Annotated in this window: 17 protein-coding genes and 2 pseudogenes; 13 read left to right on the top strand and 6 right to left on the bottom strand. The window is 70.6% G+C overall.

All coding sequences use genetic code 11. From position 1 onward, the window contains the following. Nucleotides 1-899 precede the first annotated feature (899 nt). Nucleotides 900-1253 (bottom strand): hypothetical protein, encoded by a 354-nt coding sequence (locus SCAB_RS48170; RefSeq protein WP_049875637.1) that lies wholly within the window; start codon nt 1251-1253, stop codon nt 900-902. Nucleotides 1254-1377: 124 nt separating this feature from the next. Between SCAB_RS48170 and SCAB_RS00835 the strand changes: the two genes are divergently transcribed. Beyond that, nucleotides 1378-1563: a hypothetical protein gene (locus SCAB_RS00835; protein ID WP_012998143.1), complete on the top strand. Its 186-nt coding sequence runs from the start codon at nt 1378-1380 to the stop codon at nt 1561-1563. On the opposite strand, the gene SCAB_RS49335 is transcribed toward SCAB_RS00835, so the two are convergent. Continuing rightward, complete coding sequence (locus SCAB_RS49335) at nt 1517-2530, bottom strand: hypothetical protein (protein ID WP_408054979.1); 1014 nt, start codon at nt 2528-2530, stop codon at nt 1517-1519. The two genes, SCAB_RS00835 and SCAB_RS49335, sit on opposite strands and share 47 nt — an antisense overlap. Then, on the bottom strand, nt 2494-3201 hold the full coding sequence (locus SCAB_RS49330) for a hypothetical protein (RefSeq protein ID WP_012998141.1): 708 nt from the start codon (nt 3199-3201) through the stop codon (nt 2494-2496). The genes SCAB_RS49335 and SCAB_RS49330 overlap by 37 nt, the downstream gene beginning before the upstream one ends. Nucleotides 3202-3437: 236 nt before the next feature. Here SCAB_RS49330 and SCAB_RS00825 point away from each other — a divergent pair. Together SCAB_RS00825 and SCAB_RS44280 are read left to right on the top strand one after the other, a co-directional pair. Continuing rightward, nucleotides 3438-5462, top strand: a pseudogene (locus tag SCAB_RS00825) (FAD-dependent oxidoreductase). A 675-nt stretch (nt 5463-6137) separates the two neighbouring features. Next, a complete protein-coding gene (locus SCAB_RS44280; RefSeq protein WP_012998140.1) occupies nt 6138-7130 on the top strand; it encodes an ankyrin repeat domain-containing protein in 993 nt (330 codons plus the stop codon). Between the two features lie 16 nt (nt 7131-7146). Here the strand turns inward: SCAB_RS44280 and SCAB_RS44275 are convergent. Beyond that, nucleotides 7147-7935, bottom strand: a pseudogene (locus tag SCAB_RS44275) (IS5 family transposase). 19 nt (nt 7936-7954) lie between these two features. Beyond that, nucleotides 7955-8101 (bottom strand): hypothetical protein, encoded by a 147-nt coding sequence (locus SCAB_RS46135; RefSeq protein ID WP_012998139.1) that lies wholly within the window; start codon nt 8099-8101, stop codon nt 7955-7957. Nucleotides 8102-8240: 139 nt separating this feature from the next. Here SCAB_RS46135 and SCAB_RS00800 point away from each other — a divergent pair, with 139 nt between their 5' ends. From SCAB_RS00800 to SCAB_RS00790, 3 genes are all read left to right on the top strand, one after another. Beyond that, nucleotides 8241-8558 (top strand): transposase, encoded by a 318-nt coding sequence (locus tag SCAB_RS00800; RefSeq protein ID WP_012998138.1) that lies wholly within the window; start codon nt 8241-8243, stop codon nt 8556-8558. A gap of 397 nt (nt 8559-8955) precedes the next feature. Next, nucleotides 8956-9321: a peptidase inhibitor family I36 protein gene (locus SCAB_RS00795; protein ID WP_012998137.1), complete on the top strand. Its 366-nt coding sequence runs from the start codon at nt 8956-8958 to the stop codon at nt 9319-9321. A gap of 191 nt (nt 9322-9512) precedes the next feature. Further along, complete coding sequence (locus SCAB_RS00790) at nt 9513-10214, top strand: hypothetical protein (RefSeq protein ID WP_106437358.1); 702 nt, start codon at nt 9513-9515, stop codon at nt 10212-10214. Between the two features lie 400 nt (nt 10215-10614). Here the strand turns inward: SCAB_RS00790 and SCAB_RS00785 are convergent, their stop codons facing one another. Next, entirely contained in the window at nt 10615-11337 is a 723-nt protein-coding gene (locus SCAB_RS00785; protein WP_012998135.1) for a TetR/AcrR family transcriptional regulator, read from the bottom strand. Between the two features lie 141 nt (nt 11338-11478). Here SCAB_RS00785 and SCAB_RS00780 point away from each other — a divergent pair, with 141 nt between their 5' ends. From SCAB_RS00780 to SCAB_RS47225, 7 genes are all read left to right on the top strand, one after another. After that, nucleotides 11479-12951, top strand: a complete 1473-nt coding sequence (locus SCAB_RS00780) for an MFS transporter (protein WP_012998134.1) — start codon at nt 11479-11481, stop codon at nt 12949-12951. A gap of 388 nt (nt 12952-13339) precedes the next feature. Beyond that, nucleotides 13340-15508, top strand: a complete 2169-nt coding sequence (locus SCAB_RS00775; protein WP_037723796.1) for a YcaO-like family protein — start codon at nt 13340-13342, stop codon at nt 15506-15508. Between the two features lie 9 nt (nt 15509-15517). Further along, nucleotides 15518-16774 (top strand): MDR family MFS transporter, encoded by a 1257-nt coding sequence (locus SCAB_RS00770; protein ID WP_012998131.1) that lies wholly within the window; start codon nt 15518-15520, stop codon nt 16772-16774. Continuing rightward, nucleotides 16767-17270, top strand: coding sequence for a GNAT family N-acetyltransferase (locus SCAB_RS00765; RefSeq protein ID WP_037723797.1), 504 nt, complete (start codon nt 16767-16769; stop codon nt 17268-17270). The genes SCAB_RS00770 and SCAB_RS00765 overlap by 8 nt, the downstream gene beginning before the upstream one ends. Nucleotides 17271-17586: 316 nt before the next feature. Beyond that, a complete protein-coding gene (locus SCAB_RS00760; protein WP_037723798.1) occupies nt 17587-19185 on the top strand; it encodes a (2,3-dihydroxybenzoyl)adenylate synthase in 1599 nt (532 codons plus the stop codon). 105 nt (nt 19186-19290) lie between these two features. Next, nucleotides 19291-19896: a response regulator transcription factor gene (locus tag SCAB_RS00755; RefSeq protein ID WP_049875635.1), complete on the top strand. Its 606-nt coding sequence runs from the start codon at nt 19291-19293 to the stop codon at nt 19894-19896. A gap of 254 nt (nt 19897-20150) precedes the next feature. Continuing rightward, a complete protein-coding gene (locus SCAB_RS47225) occupies nt 20151-21122 on the top strand; it encodes a hypothetical protein (RefSeq protein WP_060888760.1) in 972 nt (323 codons plus the stop codon). Nucleotides 21123-21128 lie beyond the last annotated feature (6 nt).

Raw genomic sequence — 21128 nt, 5'->3', positions numbered from 1 at the left:
ATCCCAACGTGGCCGTGGGCCCCACGGCCCGGAACGGCCGCGGGCAGCGCATTGAGATGGACGGCTGGACCGCGGGCCACGTACTTGTGCGCTTCGAGTCTGTGGAGGGACTCGAAGCCCCTGGGGGCAATGCCTGCAGGGAGCGGGGGCCACTGGGCGATTATCGTCACGATGACGATATTAGGTCGGGGTGAGCCCGCAAAGCAAGCAGGACGTATCCGACGCGGCGGAGAGGGCCGGGAGACGGGACGGGGACCGGCTCAGGGGACTACCGAAGCGAGGTCGCCCCACGTGGCACTGGGCCGCTCCGTACCGCAGCGGCTGACGCCATCGAGGGCGTCGACCTTGCCGGGCACCGACCAGGTGCGAGTTCCTTCCGCAGGCACCCTTCGCGCGCTGGGGACGTAATGCCCGCAGTGCCAAGGGAGTTGAAAGAGGCGGCATGCTGGACGGCCGTCGAAGGCCGACTGCTCCGTCCCGCTGACCTGGCCCGCGCGGCCGCCCGGCACGAGGACACCATGGTTCAGGACCTGTGCGCGACAGCGGCGCTCACGGCTTTGGGGGACGAGGATGCCTACGACGAGCTGCTGCCGCCGCTGCTGTCCGCGCGCAATCCGCGTACCCGTTCGGCCGGTGTCACCGCGCTGCGGCGGGCGGGACGGTCGGAGCGGGCGGAGCCGTTCCTCATCGACCGTTCCGCGCTGGTGCATGCTTGTGCACGATATGTCGTACGGCAGCAGGGTGATGACCCGGCGGCCTGGTACCGGGAGCGGTGCACGGCATCGGACGCCCGCGAGTTGCCGCCCGGTGCGGTCATCGGGCTGGCCGAGTGCGGGAACCGCGCAGACGCCGGGCTGCTGCGGCCGCTGCTCGTGCACTTGGCGGCGGGGGTGCGGGCGCTAGTGGTGGCAGGACTGCGGGCACTGGACTGCGCGGATGTGGACCAGTTGCGGCCGCTCCTCGACGACCCTGCCGCCGGTGTCGTCCGCGAGACGGTCGCCGCCCTGCTGCCCTTTGTCAAGGAACTGCCTGCCGACCGGCTGTTGGAGAGCACCGGCTCCGAGCGGCCGAGGCACGTGCGAGTCGGCGCGTTCCGGCTGCTCGATCATGATGCCGCTCGTGGTGGCCGCGGCCTGCTTCGTCCTGGCACGGATCTGCGGCTGCCATCGCGTGCGGACTTCGTGTGCGAGGCGGATGGGACGCGTGAACGCGCCCTGCACCGCCTTGTCGAGTTCCTCGCCGACCGTGACCATCGCCGTAACGCTTCTTGTTCTCCGCTGTCCTTGGCGGTGACCTCGCCGGTCTTGGACGTATCGGGCGAGGTTGGCGACATGACCGTCGGCGCCGAGCTGCTCGCGCACGTCCGCCCCCCACAGCATGCTCTGGACCATCACCCACGCCCCGGCACCGGGCCGTCCGCTCGGTGCCACGGCCCTGTCGACGTCCGGCAGCCACCACCGCCTCGGCGACACCCTGCGGGCGACACGCGTCTTCGCGGGCGCCGCCTTCGATGTGATCATCCTCGGGGAGTACGGCGAGGAAGCGGGAGTCCGCCGCTCCTGACGGCACCCCGCCATCCCTCCCCGGCGATGACGACCACCTCGTCGCCGTCGAACCAGCGCCGACGGTCCGCCTTGGGCGGATTGAGGCGCAGCCCGTACCCGGGGGCCCGGCGGGCGTCGGCGTGGCTGCGGTAGCCGACGGCGCACTCGCCCCGGGCGCGTGCCGCCGCGACGACCGTGGCGAAGGACGTCTCGTGGCCGGTCACGACGTAGTCGGCGGCCGACCGCAGGTGGATCTGCGTGCCGCTGGCCGAGAACAGTTCGTCGAACACGTCCGCCAGGTGATGGTTCTGGGAGATCTGTGCCATCAGCAGCCCGATGAGCTGGCCGCTGATGATCACGTCCGCTCCGGGGCCGAGCGGGGCGAGGGGCCGGTTGCCGTCGTCGGTGAGCTCGGTGACCACCGGCAGCTCCCGGCCGGTGCGCCGTTCGAGGTGGCGCAGGACGAGCAGGGTGACGAGCGTGCGGGTGTCCGGCTCATCGAGGGGCACACCGGCCCGTGGCTCCTGGCCGAGCACGATGACGCTGTCGTAGGAGCCGAGGTTCAGGCCGGCCAGGGTGTCCGGGCGGGTGGTGTCGTCCCTGAGGGCCACACAGGTCCAGTCGGCGCCTTCGCCGTCACTGTCGTCGTCGCAGGCGGCCCGCACCACGGCCTCGTCCTCGTCCGCCGCCACGTCGGCCACCGAACCCGGGGGTGCGTTGCGGCCCCACTCCCGCAGGACGAGGGGTGCGCGGCGGTTCCAGCCCAGCACCAGCAGCCGCTCCGGCCGGGCGTCCGACGGCCGGGGGCCTGCCACGGACCGCTCGTCGACCAGCGGCACGCAGTCGGCGAGCTCGGCGGTGTCGTCGTCGGCGGCGATGACGAGGAGTTGGTCGTCGGGTTCGAGCACCGTCCGCGCGGGCGGGTTCAGCCAGGGCACCCCGCCGCGGATCAGCCCGACCGCGCTGGCGTTGCTGTAGGCAAGCAGCGCCTCGCCGAACTCCCGGCCGGCCAGGGACGGGTGGGCGGCAGCACGATCACCGAGTCGGCGGTGGCCGGACTGGTCAGCGCCAGCACGGACGGGTCGGCCGAGGGACCGCTCCGGCAGATCAGCCGGGTCCGGCCGGTCGGGCCCACTTTGCTCTGCAGGGACTCCTCCATAGCCGTCTTGTCCCGGTCGGCCAGAATCGCCACGGCCGAACGCCGCTGATTGGCGCCCGCCGCGACCAGTTCGCTCACCACTGTGAAGACCTGTTCCGACCAGCCCAGGACCACCACGTGGCCGCGCTCCAGGAGCTTGGAGCGGCCGCGCCGCAGGGCGATGAGCCGCTCGGTGAGCCCGGTCGTGATGAGACCGACGAGGGTCGAGACGTACACCAGGGCGACCAGGGCCAGCAGCACCGACAGCGCCACCCGGGCCGGACTGCCCGTGGTGCCGCCCAGCCGCATCGTCTCCCCGGTCAGGCGCCAGATCGCCGCCACCTTCCCGGAGAGGGTGGCGGGGGCGTGTCCGCTCGTCCACACCAGCGCCGCGCTCGCGGGGAGGACGACGGCCAGGCAGACCAGCACCAGCCAGCCCACCAGGGCCGAGGTGCCGCGCGTCAGGCTCGTGTCGAACCAGTACCGCGCTCGGGCACCCGTTCCGGGCCGCTGTTCCACTGTGTTCCCCCTCCGCGCACAGGTCTGTGGGGGGGGCAGTGTCCTGTCCCGGCCTCGCGCGCCGGGCGGCACCGGGGAGCGATTCATCCCTTCGCCGTAATCGGGGGCAGGCGTCCGCCCCCGCGTGCCCCCGCGCACCCGGTCACGCACCGGTTTGAACGGGGGCTTTCCCTCGCCCGTGTCAAGTCACCACAACCCGGAGCGAACCGGTCCGGCGGGCCCGTAGAACTTGCGGCATGACCGAGCATCACCAGGCTGACGCCGACCACGGCGGCCTGACCAGACGTACGCTCACGACGGCCGCGGGCACGACCGCCGTGGCCGCCTTCCTCAGCGCCGGCAGCGCGGCGGCCCTGCCCGCACAGTCGCCCCCGCGTAATCCCGCCCCGGCGGCGGCCCTGTCCGCCGCGCGCGGCGCGGACTTCGACCGCTGCCTCGCGTCGCCCGGGCCCTGCTCGTCGTCGACGACGGCCGACCCCTCGTCCCCGGTTACCGGCGTGTGCTCAAGGACGGCCTGCCCCGCACCCGGACGGCCAGGGCCAAGAAGGTCCTCGTCATCGGGGCGGGCCCGGCCGGCCTCGTCACGGCCTGGCCGCTCCAGCGCGCCGGACACCACGTGAGCGTCCTGGAGGCCAACGGCAACCGGGTGGGCGGGCGCATCAAGACGTTCCGCCGCGGCGGCCAGGAGAAGGCGGCGCAGCCCTTCGCCGACCCACGCCAGTACGCCGAGGCCGGCGCGATGCGGCTGCCCGACAGCCACCCGCCGGTGATGGACCTCATCGGCCAACTGGGCCTGAAGAAGCAGCCGTTCCACTACGTCGACGTGGACGGCCACGGACGGCCCGCCGCGCACACCTGGATCACGTCAACGGCGTGCGCATGCGCCGCGCCGACTACGCCCGCGCCCCCGGCGCATCAACCGCTCCTTCCGAGTCCCGCGCGCTCACTGGGACACCCCGGCCGCGGCCATCCTGCGCTCGGTCCTCGACCCGGTGCGCGACGAGTTCAGCACGCTCGGTCCGGACGGCAAGCGCACCGACAAGCCGCTGCCCGCACGCATCCAGGGCTGGGCCAGGGTGATCCAGCGCTTCGGCGACCGGTCGATGTTCCGCTTCCTGACCGAGCACGCGGGCCTGGACGAGCGGACGGTCGACCTGATCGGCACCGTCGAGAACCTCACCTCACGGCTGCCGCTGTCCTTCGTGCACAGCTTCACCGGGTCCTCCCTGATCAGTCCGGACACCGCGTTCTGGGAGCTGGAGGGCGGCACCGCCGTCCTGCCCGACGCGCTGCTGGCCAAGGTCCGCGACACCGTGCGGTTCGACCGGCGGGTGACCCGGATCGAGTACTACGACCCCGACCCCGACCCCGACCCAGACCGGGCCGGCAGCGACACCCGGCACGTACGCGCCCGGGGACCCCACGTGTGGGTGGACGCCGTCTCCGAGGGACGGGGCGGCCCGGTCGTGCGCGAGCAGTTCACGGCGGACGCGGCGGTGGTGACCGTGCCCTTCTCCGGTCTGCGGCACGTGCGGGTCAGCCCGCCGATGTCGTACACCAAGCGCCGGGCGGTCACCGAGCTGCACTACGACTGCGCGACCAAGGTGCTGTTGGAGTTCAGCCGCCGCTGGTGGGAGTTCGACGACGCCGACTGGAAGCGGGAGCTGGCTCGCATCGACCCAGGGCTGCACGACGCCTACCGCGCCGGACGGACCCCGGGCGACGGCAGCCTGCTCGGCGCCCACCCGTCCGGCCACATCACCGCGGGCCAGCGCACCCACTACGCTGCGAACCGCGCCGTTGACCGCGACCAGCCGGCCGCGGTCGACGTCGTCGGTGGCGGCTCGGTCTCGGACAACGCCAACCGGTTCATGTACCAGCCGTCCCACCCGGTGCCCGGCAGCGCCGGCGGGGTGGTCCTGGCGTCTTACAGCTGGGCGGACGACGCCCTGCGCTGGGACTCCCTGGACGACGAGGCCCGCTACCCGCACGCCCTGTGCGGGCTCCAGGAGGTGTACGGCCAGCGGATCGAGGTCTTCTACACCGGCGCGGGCCGCACCCAGAGCTGAATGCGCGACCCGTACGCCTACGGCAAGGCGTCCGTCCTGCTGCCCGGCCAGCACACGGAGCTGCTCACGTCCATCCCGGCCCCCGAGGGGCCGCTGCACTTCGCGGGCGACCACAGCTCCGTGAAACCGGCGTGGATCGAGGGAGCGCTGGAGTCCGCCGTGCGCGCCGCCCTGGAGGTCCACCGGGCGTGAACCGCGCCGGGCGCCGCTCCCGTGCGAGGGGGTGGCGCCGCACGCAGTCGCCGTCTTGGTAGAACGCTTCAGCCGCTACCACGATGCCCGACCCGCAAGGCACTCGCTGAACTACTGTCGTATCGAGCTCGAATGGTTCCGCACCCGCATGTGCGGCCCCCTGCAGATCCGCGCGGTCACCTGCCCTCTGCTCCCGGGATCCAACTGCTCGTGGCGCGACGGACTGATCAACCCCGCTGCTTCGGCCATCGGCACGCAGGCCCCCACCGATCAAGCCGCTGCCCTCTACGTACTCACTTCATGCATGCCGTCAGCTGCTTCCATGACAACGATCTCGACCACGCCAGCGTCCTGCAGCGCCCCCGTGTCCGAACACGAGACCTCATCAACTCCCGCACCGACTCCCGCACCGACTCCCATTGCCGATGGTGCACCCCCATCAGCAGTTTGGACTCGGAGGCCGGTTGATCGGAGACCGGCTGACGGGCAGGGCCACGAACATCGAACGTCCAGGATCATGACGTGGGAGGACGATCATGTCGCTTGATCCCACCAGCGAGAGCCAAGCCGACTGGACAGTGAGCTGAAGACCACGTCGAACGTCTCTGGAGCACCTCCTACGGTCGCCTCTCGGCAGCCCCTGCGAGGGTGATCACCAGCCATACACTCGTCCGCATGCGCTATGGGCTCGAAAACATCGCACAGTGGGACGGTCGTATGACCCGGGCCGTCGGCAACCCGCACGAAGTGGCACGGCGCGATGAGCTGGCCGACGCCGGCCGCGACGGCAACTGGCAACGCGTCTTGACCATCCTGAGTTCCAGGGACCAGCGCAGCTGGGTCAACGCCGTGCGTCCGGACGGCAAGAAGCGGTACGCGCCGCTCCACCAGGCCGCGTGGCATGGAGCCCCCACCGGCATCGTGCAAGGCCTCCTCGAGTACGGGGCGTGGCGCACCTTGCGCAACAGCGCGGGAGAGCGGCCCGCCGATATCGCAGCCGCACGCGGGCATCACCATCTCGCCCGCATCCTGGAGCCCGAGGTCAAGCACCATGTTCCCGGCGACGTCCTCGCCGACCTGCAGCGCAACTTGTACGCCCTGATCACCAGGTACGACAAGACCGCCCCGTACTGTGTGCGCCTGCCCCAGCTCGAGGTTCTCACCGAGCTCGATCCGCCCGCGTACTGGATTCGGACAGCCGGCGGAATCTTCATCATCGCGCTCCGCGGGATGGAACTGAACGTCGAGGCCATAGGCAAGATGGACCACGACTCGTCGCCGGTACTTCGAATCACTGCCGACGGCGTTCACGAGCCGTCGGGCGAACCCTGGACAGCCCGCACCCCGGCGGCCGTGACCATCGCCGACCTCTTCGATCCCGAGCCCGCACACTGGGGCCTGCGTGGCGACCCCTACCTCTGGCGCGCTCTTCGTGGTCACTTGTCCGATGCCGACGCCCCGACATCGGTCGATGAAGTCGTCAGTCGTCTGCACACGGCGTTCAGAGAGCTCGTAGGCTTGGACCTCGCCGAGGAGCGGCAGTCTTTCGTGTACCGGGCGCAATACGCCCACGGCGGCACGTCCAGCGGAATGATCTCTCTGGACACGTGGCGAGAGCGCTTGCTGCCCTTGCTCGCGGAGCGTGCGAGGACTCTGCTGGAAGCTTGATCACTGACTGATCGTTTCAGAATGCCTTCCGGAGTCGGCGGAGGCAGATGATCGAGCAGGCGAGTTCGAGTAGACCCTGGTGGAGGTCCGCTCGGCGTTCGTAGCGGATGCGGAGCCTCTTGAACTGGTGGAGCCAGGCGAAGGTGCGCTCGACCACTCACCTGGTGCGTCCGAGACCAGAACCGTGCGGGGCGCCGCGCCGGGCGATTACGGGTTTGATCCCGCGTTTCCGTAGCAGCCGACGGTACTTGTCGAAGTCGAAGTCGTAGCCGCGGTCGGCGAACAGGCGCTCGGGCCTGCTGCGGGGCCGTCCGTGCAGTACGGGTATCGGCGGAATTGCGTACAGCAGCGGGATCGATTCCGTCACGTCGTGACGGTTCCCTCCGGTCAGGGAGACGGCCGGCGGGGTACCGTGCCGGTCAACGATCACGTGGTGCTTGGAGCCTGGGCGGGCGCGGTCAACCGGCGATGGCCCGCCATCTCTCCCTCCTTTCAACGCTCTGATGTGTGAACCGTCGATCGCGCAGTCGTCCATCTCCGGCTTTCCTGCGGTCCGTTGCTCGGTCAGGAGTACTTGATGCAGGCGCGGCCAGACACCGGCCTGGGTCCAATCGCGCAAGCGTCGCCGGCTGGTGACTCCTGAGCATCCGATCAGCGTGACGGGCACGTCTCTCCAGGCCACTCCCTTGCGCAGGACATACACGATGCCCGCCAGTGCCACCCGGTCGGGAGTGCGCACTCGTCCGGGGGATCGGTGCCTGCGCGCCGGTGGTGCGGGCAGCAAGGGCTCAACACGCTCCCACAGGTCATCAGGAACGAGATCGTCAGATGCCGAGCATGGCCGGCCACAGAGGAAGTCTTTTGGCCGCGCCCAGGGCGAGGGCGCCGATGACGGCTCCGATACCGAAGGCTGCCCAGTAGGCGCCGAGCAACCCGGCGCCCGCATCGAGGTCGTCGGAGACGACCGCCAATCCATCAGAAGGGAGGGGGACCTGTCCCCCCAGCGGATTGGAGGGGACGTAGCCGGTCCACCAGGAGCCCTGTTTGAGGCCGCAGAGCGCGTCGGTGTCGTAGGGGGAGGCCAGCCGCAGTCTGTCGGGCGGGAGGCCTTTGCTCTCCCGCCGCCTTTGCCTGCAACCCCGCGAGGTGCAAGAAGCCCTCGACCATGCCCGCCTCCAGCAGGACGATGAGCAGTGGCGAGCCAAGTACGCAACCCGCGCGGGCATCGAGGGAATCATCCACCAGGCCGTCGCGGTCGTCGGGATGAGACGTGCCCGCTGCTTCGGTTTCCAGAAGACTCATCTGGAGCACGTCTTCTCCGCCGCTGCGCTCAACCTCATACGCCCCGATGCCTGGTGGAACGGCCACCCGCTCGACCGCACCCGGGTCAGCCACCTCGCCCGACTCGACCTCTCCCTCGCCGCGTGACCGAATAGGCGAGCAGGATCGTCCCCAGCCACAAGCGTCAGTGATGTTGTCGAGTGCGTCACCCGTGTGAGTGAGTATCCAGTGCGATGTTGATCAGGTTCGCCAGGTTCACCAGGCGATGTATCGAAGCCGGCCATCCCGTTCGGATTTCGTCGAACTATGACTGGTTTTCTCGTACATGGGGTCGCTGTTCGCTGAAAACCTTGGCCGTGTGGTCCTCCAGGGTGGCATGGATGTCTCTCACGGTGCTCGCGCCGAGCGGGCGGGAACGTGGCGGCGGCACATGCGTGGAGGGAAGCCCGACTGCCACACCCTGCGGGGCAGATGGAGACCACCTTGACGCTGCCTTTCCCATCGTGGCCGCTCAGCAGAGCGGCCACCAACCGAAGGACAGAGTATGAAACAGATACTTCCCAAGGCCGGTGTCGTCCTTGGCGCTGTGGCGCTGGCTGCCACCGCGCTGGTGACCGCCGGCCCCGCCAACGCGGCGTATTCCGACTGCCCGTCCGGGGCGCTGTGCGCGTACCTGGGCACCGGCGGCGCGGGTGACCCCGGGACGGTCTACGGCAACAACACCAATCTGCTGCAGTACAACAAGTTCAACAATGCCGAGTCGCTGTACAACAACGGCAACAACTGCGACGTCCGCGTCTACTCCGGTCTGAACTACACGGGTTCGGAAGCCCTGGCCCAGCGGGGCCACGCGTACTCCCCCCTGTACAGCCCGTGGAAGGACAACGTCGCCTCCAACCGCTGGTGCTGAGCCGATACAGCGGGCGGCTCCTTGACCTGGCGCTGATCACCGCGCTGGCCGCAGTCGGTTGCTCCTCCTCCGAGGAGCCCGGCCGCGAGCCCGCAGGCCCTGATGTCCGCCCGCTTTCGGGAGCCACCGCGTTCAGCCACGTCGACTCCGTACGCCTGCATGACCGCGAGGAGCGTGCCGTCGCCGCCTGCATGACCGCCCGTGGCCAGGCATACACGGTGCAGCCCGCGATCGCCTCCGCGCGCGGCGCGGAGACGAACCCGTACGGACTGCTCACCCCGCAGCGAGCGGCGGCGGACGGTTACGGCATCGTCGGCGAATACCTCCACCTGCGGTCCACGCCGCCCCCTACCGACAAGCCACGTACGAAGGCCTGGCAGCAAGCCCTGACCGGAACCGCGGAGCACCGGGTGACGCTGCAGCTCCCGGGCGGGACCGACGTTGAGTACTCCACGGACGGCTGCATCGCCCGAGCGAACGCGGAAGTGTACGGGCCGAAGTGGAACACGCTCGAGCCGCTCACCATGAAGCTGGCGAGTATGGTGCTCGCCACGGTCGAGGAACAGCCGACCTACCGTAAGGCGCTCCGGCGCTGGTCCGCCTGCATGACGAAATCCGGGCATCCGGCAGCGGACCTTCAAGCCGCCCGCGCGCCGCTCAACGCCCGCCTGCCCGCAGCGGCAGAAGACGAAGAGGAATTGCGGGCACTGGGCCGTGACGAGATCGAGGCCGCGAACGCCGACGCCCGGTGCCAGATGGACACCGGGTTGGCCGAGGCCGTCGCGGACGTCCAGCGGAAGGTCGAGCGGAAACTGCTCACCGCGCAGAACCGGGAGACCATCGCGCGCTATCGGCAGGCCAAGGAACGGGCGCTCAACGACGCGGCCGAGTGAGGGAACTCGCTCGGCCCACATCTGGCCGGCCTCAGCTGGCCCGGTGACCAGCCCGGCCTCCCACTGGATCCGAACGCCTCGGCGAACTCGACGTCCGCGAACGGAAGTCCCGGCCGTCGAAGAGGTACCAGACGGGATGCCTTCCACCGCGTCCGATCCGGCCTGCGCCCAGGTCCGCAGCGAGCTCACGAAGACGCGTCCGAGGGCCTCCAAGGCGAAGGTCTCCGCGCAAGCTCCACTGCTGTGTCAGTCATGTGACACCTCTCCCACGGTTGTCGGATCCGCCGCCGGATTGACGGCCCCGCACTGCGCCGGCGGCTATGGGCGGGCGCGAGTTCCAGGGCCGCCGTGCGCATGCAGGACTTCGGGGCTGTCCGGAAGCCGGCTGAACGCCATGAGATCAGCGGGGGTTGGCTGATCTCCTTGTTGGACACGGGACGGACGCTTGTGCCAGCAGGCCGTCGACGAACGCGCGGAGTCCTCGGCGGTAGGTGTCTCGCGCGGCAAGTGCTGCCCATCGGCCGCCGACGGCGGCCAGGCACGGCACCTGGGACGCGTCGAGGCTGCTGAAGGGGGTCTGGCGGGCGAGGGTCCGCTCGTCGCCGTCCTGCCGGCCGTCGGAGTGGGCGCGGACGAGGATTTCTCCGACGGTGTAGTACCAGATGCTGCGGAAGACCTCCACGGCCTGCTCGGGCGAGCATCCTCGGTCGCCGGCTCCGGACAGGATGGCTTCGACCATCCACAGCGCGGATTCGTCGAGGAGGCCGACGAACCCGTCGACGGTGAGGATCTCCGCCGCCCACGGCCAGCCCGCGAGAGCGTCGTGCATCGCCGTGGCGGCCGTGACGATGCGCTCCGGCGGGTCGCTCGGCAGGTCCGGGCGCTCGAGCTGGTCGATGTAGTGGTTGAGCAGGAGGACCAGGAGGTCCTCCTTGTTCTGGATGTGGTGGTACAGCGTCGTCGCGCCGATGCCCAACTCGGCGGCGAGGCGGCGGATGGTCAGCTTCTCCCAGCCGTCCCGGTCGATGAGCCGGCGGGCCGCCGACAGGATCTGCGTACGGGAGGTCACCGGTGGCCGGCCGGTGCGGCCGTGCGACGCGAGGGGGGCGGACGGTTCGGGCATCCCTCCATCATGCCGGGTGGCTGTGCGGGGCGGTGAAACCGGTCGGTCTCCGGCTTTCGAGTTCACAGCAGGGGCTCCTCGCTGCTACTTTCGGAACGTGTTCCTAAAGTAGCAGCGCTCTCCAGGGGAAGGGAGTCCACGATGATGAACGGGACGAAGGAGAACGCGACGGGAAGTCCCGTCGCCCGTCCAGGGCTCACGCTCGCCGCGGTGGCCGTCGTGCAGTTCATGGTGTCGCTGGACCTGTCGGTCGTGAACGTCGGTCTCCCCGAGATCGCCGCCGGCCTCGGCTTCAGCGCCGTCGGCCTGACCTGGGTGATCCATGCCTACGCGCTGACCTTCGGCGGGCTGCTGCTGCTGGGGGGCAAAGCAGCCGACCGCTACGGCCGCAAGCGGGTCCTGCTGTTCGGGCTGGGCCTGTTCGGTCTCGCCTCGCTGCTCGGCGGCTTCGCCCAGGCGCCCGGCCAGCTGGTCGGCGCCCGTGCCGCGCAGGGCATCGGGGCCGCCGCGCTCGCCCCGGCCGCGCTGGCACTGCTGACCGCGACATTCCCGACGGGCAAGGCCCGGGTGAAGGCGTTCGGGGCGTGGAGCGCGATGAACGCCGCCGGTGGCGCCCTGGGCGTCCTGGCCGGTGGTCTGCTCACCGAGTACGCCGGCTGGCGCTGGGTGATGTTCGTCAACGTGCCGATGGCCACCGTGGCCCTGGCCATGGCCTGGCGCGGCATCGTCGACACCCGGCCGACCGGGCGCGCCGGGCGTCCCGACGTGCTCGGCGCCGTCCTGGCGACGGGTGGCCTGGGCCTGCTGGTCTTCGGTGTCGTGCGCACCGATCAGCACGGCTGGACCTCGACGATCACCCTGAGCACCCTGGCGGTCTCCGTGGTGCTGCTCGCCGCCTTCGTCTGGGTCGAGCGGACCACCGCCCGCGAACCGCTGGTCCGGCTCGGCCTGTTCGCCAACCGGTCGGTGGCGGGCGCCAACAGCTACAACCTGCTGGTGGGGGCGGCGATGGCCTCGGCGTTCTACTTCATGTCGCTCTACCTGCAGCGGGTCCTCGGCAAGGGGGCCGCCGAAACCGGACTGATGTTCCTGCCGTTCGCCCTCGGCGTGGTCGTCGGTTCCGTGCTCGCGATCAAGCTCGGCTACAAGGTGGCCCCCCGCACCCTGATGGTCCTCGGCGGCCTGCTCACCGCGCTCGGGTTCGCCTGGTTCGGCCTCATCCGCCCCGACGGCGGCTTCCTCACCGACGTTCTCGGGCCGTCGATCGCCGCAAGCGTGGGTTTCGGCCTCTGCCTCGGACCGCTCGTGTCCACCGCCACCGTCGGCGTCGCGCCCGCGGAGACCGGCACCGCCTCCGGCCTGCTCAACAGCTCCCGGCAGATCGGAGCCTCGCTGGGGCTCGCCGCCCTCGGCACCGCGGCCGAGCACCGCTCCGGCCACTCCGTCACGCCGATGGCCCTCAACGACGGGTACGCCCTCGGTCTGAACCTGAGTGCCGCGCTGCTGGTCGTCGGCGTGATCATCGCGCTCGCCGTCCTGCGGCGGCCCGACGAGCCGGTCGGGGGGCCGGAGAGCGTGCCCGAGCCGGCCGCACCCGAGCGGGCCGCGGGCTGACTCAGGGCATTTCCCGGTTCGCCGGGGCCCGGTCCGCCCGCTATGGCGGAAATTTCTCCACCGAATTCGGCGCGGCCGTGAATTATGCATATCCATGGATGCATGATTCATCTAGGCTGCTCCATGGAAAGTCGGTATCGTAATTTACGTCAGCGACCGATCGATGAGAGGAAATTCAATGATTTCCACCGTCAAGGCCAACGTCATCTGCGCCGTCGTGCACAACCGTGCGGTCGTCCACAATCGCGCGGTGGTGCACAACCGAGCTGTTGTCCACAACCGCTCGGTGGTCAAGTGACTTTGACCTGCTAGGTCAACCTGCCACGGTCCCGGGTGGCACCCGGGACCGTGGCCTTTTGCAGTATCGATTCCGGCGACGAGGACTGATATGTCAGCGGACGGCGTCACCTTGCGACTCGTGGACGTGGAGATCTACGACATCGAGCGGGACCTGTGCTTTCTTGTGACCGTGAACGGCGGGCAGTTCTATATTTCCGCTCCCCCTTCCGAGTTCCGCTCCTGGGCGGCCCGCTGTGACGGGACCAGGACGCGGTCCGAGCTGCTTTCCGGAATGGCACCGGAATACGCCGAGGTGGTCGACGTCCTGCTCCACGACGGATCTCTGCGTCCGGCCCGGGCCACCGAGGACGCCGACCGGGCGGCCGGACTCGCCCGCACCACCGTCCTGCTCACCGGCGTCCCCGAACTGACCGCCCCGATCGCCCACGCGCTCGAACCGGTCGGCTACGCGCGCGTCGAGCCCGCCCCCGGGGACCTCAGCGGCGTCGACACCCGCGACACCGTGCTCGTCGCCGCCTTCGCCCACCCCGCCCACAAGGAACTCGCCCGCCTCGACGAGCTCTGCGCCGGCCTCGGACTGCGCTGGCTGCCGCTGCGCCGGGAACGCGGCCGTGCGCTCCTCGGACCGGCGGTCACACCCGGCCTGACGGCCGACTTCACGGACGTACTGGAGCGTCGGCTCGCCGCCGCGCCCGATCCGCGGGTGGTGGCGGCCGTGCGGGACGCGGACGAACCGGCCGGCGGTCCGCCGAGCGGCGCTGACGCCCGCTGGGTGGCCGCACAGCTCGGCGCGTATCTGGAGCGCTGGGTCGCGGAGGGCGCGGGAGGGGACGAGGTCGAGCTCGACGCGCGCGGCTTCGGCCGGATCCACCGCACCGTGCTGCCGGTACCGACCCGGCCCCGGCCCGTGACACGGGGCGACGCCGAGGCGGACCTGCTCGTGGACGACCAGGTGGGCGTGGTCACCGGTGTCCAGGAACTGGCCCCGCTGCCCGGCATGCCGGCCCGGCTGCGCGCGTGTGCGGTCGACGTCGCCGACATGCGGCGGGTCGCCGACTGGCCCAACGACCGGCAGGCGTTCGGCACCTCATGGTCCGGCTTCGACGGTGCCCGCCGCAGCGCCGTGGGCGAGGCGGTCGAACGCTACTGCGGCAGCCGGCTGCCGCAGGACCGGCTCCGCGTCGGCAGCTACACCGCGCTGCGCAGGGCCGGGGTGCCCGCGCTCGACCCGCGCCGACTGCACCTGTACTCGCGGCGGCAGTACCTCAGCGACGGCTTCCCCTTCGTCCCGCTTACCACCGACTCGGAGTGCGCCTGGGTCGAGGGCCGGTCGTGGACCACGGGGGAGCCGGTGTGGGTGCCGGCCTTCCTGGTCGCCCACGGGGAGCACGACCCGGTCGCCTACTCCGACCCTCTGGTGGCCGGGGTGGCGGCCGGGGTGACGCAGGAGCAGGCCGTCACCTCGGGACTGGAGGAGGTGATCGAGCGGGACACCACCATGCTGTGGTGGGCCAACACGCCCCGCCTGCCCCGGCTTCCGATGCCCGAGCGGATCCATGAGCTGGTCCACGACAGCCTGGACGCCTACGACATCACCCTGATCCATCTCGACAACGAGTTCGACGTCCCGGTGCTTGCCGCGGCCGTGTCCGACCGGGCGAACCGCCGGCTGACCATCGGGTTCGCCGCCCGGCCCGACGCGCTGCAAGCGGCCGAGAAGGCGCTCGCCGAAGGGTTCACCCTGCACCACACATGCCACTACCTCGACAACGACAAGGCGCTGGCGGAGGGCCAGGAGCAGCTGCCGCACCTGGGCAACCTCAAGCCGTACCGCGCGGACCGGCGCTATCTCGACTCCTATCGCGCGGACTTCGTCGACGTCCGGGACCTGCTGTGCCAGCAGCAGCTCCACCTCGACCCGCGGGCCGGGGAGCGGGTGGCCCCCTGGGTTCGGGACCTGCCCACCGGTTCCTGGGACGGGCTCCCGGCGCTCCCGGAGCGAAGCCTGGCGGCCTACCGGGAACGGGTCGAGGCGCGCGGCTTCGAGGTGATCAGCGTCGATCTGACCACCTGTGACGTGGAGGCGGCCGGCTTCAGCGCCGCGCACACCATCGTGCCCGGCCTGGTGTCCAACTTCCCCGCCGGCATGCCGATGTGGGGCGGTGGGCGGATCGCCGACGCGGCCGTCCGGCTCGGCTGGCGGCCGGAGCCGCCGGCCGAGGAGGAGCTCAACCACTTTCCGCTGCCGCACGCGTAGGAGACACCGATGGCCGTCATCGACACACTCGGTCTGCCGAACGCCCGCGGACGCGGGCCGCTGATCGTCGCCCAGGTCGTGGACGCCCTGGGCACCGGCCTCTTCCTGCCGTTCGCCGTCGTGTACTTCCACACGGACAAGGGCATCGCACTGACCACGGTCGGCCTGATGCTGTCGGCCGCCGCGCTGCTCTCCCTGCCCGCCGGGCCGCTGGCCGGCCCGCTGATCGACTGGATCGGGCCGCGGCGGGTGGTCGTCGCGAGCAACCTGGTCCGCGTGCTGACCTTCACCGGCTACGTCTTCACGGACGCGCCGTGGCAGCTCGTCGCGCTGGTCACGGTCACGCTGTGGGGCGAGAGCCAGTTCCGGCCCGCCGCCGCCTCCCTGGTGGCGCAGGTCGCCGACGAGGGGCAGCGGGCGCGCTGGTACGCGATGGAGCGGGCGCTGCGCAATGTCGGGATCGGTACCGGCGGGCTCCTCGGCGGCGCGCTGGTCGGCTGGGGCGGCACCGGCGGCTATACCGCCGTGGTGGTGCTCAACGCGGTGTCCTTCCTTGTCGCGGCCGTTCTGGTCGGGACCTGGCGCCGGTCCGCCGAGCCCGCCGTCGGCGGCCCGACGCCGGCCGCGCACGGTCCGGCCATGCCGCGCGCCGGGTACCGGGAGGTGCTCGCCGACCGGGCGTTCCTCGGTGTCCTGGTCACCGTCGGCGTGTTCGCGCTGTGCGACCTCGCGCTCACCGTGCTGCTGAGCGCCTACGTCATCGACGCGCGCGGGCTGCCCGCATGGCAGCCGGGCACGCTGTTCGCGATCAACACCGTGCTGGTGGTGCTGGCGCAGACCCTGGTGGCCAGGGCGGTCGAGCGGCGCCGCAGGCCCCGGGTGCTACAGACCGCGGCGGCCCTGTGGGCCGTGTCCTTCGCCCTGTTCGCGGCGGTGCCCACCGGCCGGCCGGTGGTGGCGTTCGGCGCCCTCGTCATCGGCATGGTCGTGTTCACCGCGGCCGAGCTGCTCCAGGCGCCCACCAGCAGCGCGCTGACCGTGGCGATCGCCGCCGAGCGGGTGCGCGGGCGCTATCTGGGACTGGAGGAGCTGATGTGGAGCCTGGCCCGGGTGCTGGCGCCCACGGCGTTCACCTGGCTGCTGGTGCGCGGACCGGGGTTGCCGTGGCTCGCGCTGGGCCTGTGCTGTCTCGCCGCGGTCGTGGTGCTGGCCCGGCTGGACCGGGTGCTGCCCGCGCACGCCGTACGGGAGCCCGCCGATGCCTGAACCGAGGGCCGAGGTGTGCCGGCCCGAGGAGTTCCGGGACGTCTACCACCGGGTCTACCGGGAGCCGCCGTACGACGAGGACGAGGCTGCGGCGGACGCGTTCGCCGCGCAGCACGCCGAGCACGCGCGCCTGCCCGGCTTCTCGGTGACGACCGTGCTGGACGGTGGCGCGCTGGGCGGCTTCGCCTACGGCGTGCGCCGGGAGGCGGACTGGTGGCACCCGCGGGCCGTCGCGCCCGCCCCGCAGCGGCTGCGCCGGCCGCTGTTCTACGTCTACGAGCTGGCCGTCGTACGGGAGTTGCGGGGCCGTGGGCACGGGCGGGCGCTGCTGGAGGCGCTGCTGACCGACCGCACCGAGCGATACGCCGTGTTGGCCGCGTCGACCCGGGCGCCGGCCCACGAGCTGTACCGGCGGTGGGGCTGGACCAAGGCCGGTGAACTCGCCGGGCCGCCGCACGGCGTCGAACTCCTCGCCCGCCCTCTGCCGCTGCCCTGAGCGGGCGGTCGGCGCCACGGCGCCGACCGCCCGGCCCCCGTGCGACGCGGGCCGTCCCATGCCCCCGGACGCCCTGGTCACAGGCCCTGGGCACGACTTATGGAGAACGCGTACAGAAAGTCGCCAGACCCCCGGTGTCAGGCTGCTCTGCCGCAGGTCCTTGGGACCCCGACGGACAGAGGGAGGCACGGCGACATGCGGGTGGAGAAGCACGTGGGCGAGGTCGGCGCTCTCGGCATCTCGCGGTACGAGAAGCCGGGACGGCACAACCGACGGACCCACCGGGGCACTTCTGTGCCGAGGGCCGGGGCGCACCATGCTTGAGGGCTGCGTGCCGTGGCCCGAGCCGTGCGCCGACGACTACCGGGCCAGGGGGTACTGGAACGACGAGATTCTCGGCAGCCTGCCCATGTCCGCCCCGGGCGCGCGGGACAGGCCGGCGGTCGTCACCGCCACCCGCACCCTGACCTACGGCGAGATGGACCGGGCGGCGGACCGGCTCGCCGCCGGACTGCGTGGCCTCGGTCTCGGTTCCGGTGACCGCGTCGTAGTCCAACTACCCAACGATGTCGAGCTCTTGGTGCTGTGCATTGCCCTGTTCCGGCTGGGGGCGCTGCCGGTGTTCGCCTATCCCGCGCACCGGGCGGCGGAGATCGTCCACCTCGTCAACAGCGCGGAAGCGGTGATGTACGTCTGCGCGGACGAGGCGCTCGACTGCGATTACCGGATCATCGCCAAGGACGTGCTGGCGGGCGCGGTCACGCTGCGGCACGTGCTCGTGGCCGGCGACCCGGGCCCCTTCGCGGCGCTCGCGGAGGTCGACGGGGACCCGGTGGACCTGCCGGTGCCCGACGCGCGGGAGGTGGCCTTCTTCCTGCTCTCCGGTGGCACCTCCGGGCCGCCGAAGCTCGTCCCGCGCACGCATGCCGACTACGCGTACCAGCTGCGCCAGAGCTCACGGCTGTGCGGGTTCAGGAGGGACACCCGCTATCTGTGCGCGCTGCCCATGGGCCACAACTTCGCCCTGGGGTGCCCCGGTGTGCTGGGCACGCTGCGCATGGGCGGCACCGTGGTGCCGGCCATGGCACCCACCCCCGAACTGTGCTTCCCCCTGATCGAGAGCGCCGGCGTGACGGTCACCTCGCTGTCGCCGCCGCTGGTGTCGCTGTGGCTCGACGCCGCCGAGCGGACCGCGCACCACCTGGGGTCGCTCGAACTGCTCCAGGTCGGCGAGGCCAGGCTCTCCCCCGGGACGGCGCGCAGGGTGTCCGGGGGGTTCGGCTGTGTCCTGCAGCAGGTGTACGGCATGGCGGAGGGCCTGCTCAACTACACGCGGCTCGACGACCCCGAGAACGTCGTCCTCCATACGCAGGGCCGCCCCCTGGCACCGGCCGACGAGACACGGGTGATCCGCGAGGACGGCCAGGAGGCGGGGCCGGCCGAGGAAGGGGAACTGCTGACCCGCGGCCCCTACACGGTGCGCGGCTATTACCGGGCCGAGGAGAGCGACCGAGCTCAGTTCACCGGTGACGGCTTCTTCCGCACGGGCGACGTGGTCCGGCGGACGGCCGCGGGCTACTTCGAGGTGGTGGGGCGCACCAACGATGTCGTCAACCGGGGCGGGGAGAAGGTGCCGGCCAGGGAGGTCGAGCAGTATCTGCTCGGCGACCCTCGCATCGCCCTGGCCGCCGTGATCGGTGTTCCGCATGCGGAGCTCGGCGAGCAGACCTGCGTGTGCGTGGTCCCACGGGAGGCGGAGCACCCCCCTACGCTGTCGGAGGTGCGGGACGGGCTCAGGGACCGCGGCATCGCGCCGTACAAGCTCCCCGACCGGCTGGTGGTGCTCGACCGGATGCCGCTGACGGCCGTCGGGAAGATCGACAAGAGCGCGCTCAGAGCCCGGCTCAAGCACTGACGGGCCATGCACGAATCTTCTTCCTCGTGCTCCCGGACAGCAGAAAGGCCGATTTCCGTACGCGTAGGTGTGTGTTATGCGATACGAACCGATCGGAGGAGTCGAGTGGGCATCGACGTAATGGTTTTCGACGATCTGCATCTGTCCAGGTCCGCACTGACGGCTTTACTGGAACAGCGTGCGGAGATCAAAGTGGTGGGGTCGGTGGACAGCAAGCTGGCGGCGCTGGAGTTCGCCGAGCTGCACAGGCCCGATGTCGTGGTCATCAGCTTCGACGGCAGAGACGCCGAAACGATCGATCTCGCCGAGAAGATCGCGGTCCTTCCCGAATGCCGGACACTGCTGGTCGCCACCGTATGCATCCGGTCGGTCGTCCGCAGGGCCTTCACCGGTGAGATCGACGGAATGGTCCGCAGAAGCGCCCCGCCCCGCCGGTTCTTCGAGGCCGTCCACCTGGTGCACCAGGGCGAGCGCGCCTTCGATGCCGAGCTGACGGTGGCGGCCGTGGCGGGCGGGGACTGTCCGCTGACCCTGCGCCAGTTGTCCGTGCTGGAGCACCTGGACCGTGGCGACACCATGGAGGAGATCGCCGATCGGCTGTGTCTGTCGGAGGGGACGGTGCGCAACTACATTTCGTCCGTGGTGGCGAAGATGGGCGCGCGCAACCGTATTGACGCGCTGCGCATTGCCCGTGATCTGCAGTGGATCTGAGGCGTCCGGGTGCGCGGGCCGCTCCCGGCGTGCCCCGTCGCCGTTCCGGGAGTCACCTGTGTGATGTGCGGTTTGCCCCGCATCACATTCCACAACTCCGTGATGCCGTTTGGCCATATTTTTTTTCCATTCGTCGCCGTGCAAAACGCACGGCGATGAATGTGAAGTGAATCTGTCGCAATGTGATTGTCGGCTGCTAGGTTCGTGGCACTGGTTGCAATACGGCCAGTAATTGCTGACTGGGGAGGTAGGTCGTGCCGCACCAAGCCGCCGTCTCGCAGGTGTCCTGGGAGAAAGTGGCGGATTCCATCGAATTCATTCCCGACCAGTATTCCGACAGAACCCAGCCGGAATCCGTGGCGCGGGAAATGCTCGGCTGCGACGCGGCGGACATCGACACTCTGGTCGAGGGAGGTCTGCCGTTCGAGGACCGCGCCGGGGTGCGTTGCTTCGACGCCAACGACCTCTACAACCTCGGCATGTACTCGGGCAGGTCGACGACGCAGCCGGAGCTCGCCTTCCGCATGCTGTTCCGGTTCGCGGGCCGGCCCGTCGACGATCTCCTGCGCCCGAAGTCCTGGACCTTCCGGGTCCGCATGGAGTGCGTCGACTGCGCCGGCGTGGCGCCCTGGCACCTCGAAGCGCCGGACGTCCAGCGCTTCGGCGGGCGCGTCGAGGAGGTGACGACGCCGACGGCGAGCGCGGGATCGGCCGAGTACACGGCGACGGTCACCACGACCGGCGCGCGCACCCCCCTGGTCTCACCGGTGCTTCGGCAGCTCGTCCACGACTACCTGGACGCCAGCTACCGCTGGCAGATGATCCCCGTCCCCATGCAGGCGGACCAAAGGCTGGTGCACTCTCTCGGCGCCACAAGCTGCATCGCGGCGAGCCTGTTCCTGGCCGAGCGGTTCCGCGCGGCCGGATACCGGGCCGAGGCGAAGCGGGGCTGGTTCTGCGGCGTGCTCGGCGGGGCTCTCGATCTGCCGCACGCCTGTGTCGAGGTCGAGGACGAGGACGGTGCGCTCAGAACCGTCGACATCGCCAAGGCGCAGCTGGCCGCGCGGCTCTCGGCGGACACCCGGGCCTTCCAGGAACTGTGCCTCGGGTCGATCTACAACAAGGTGATCCCTTCCACCGCGTCCTGCAACGAGGCCCTCGGCCTTCACGCATGCGGCTCGCAGCTGCCGATCCGGGTGCGCGCGGACATTCGTGCGATTCGTTGAATCCAA

It is taken from the genome of Streptomyces scabiei 87.22 (assembly GCF_000091305.1).
Lineage (GTDB): Bacteria > Actinomycetota > Actinomycetes > Streptomycetales > Streptomycetaceae > Streptomyces > Streptomyces scabiei.
The sequence above is the reverse complement of the archived record's forward strand: the minus strand, read 5'-3'. Positions and strand labels throughout refer to the sequence as shown.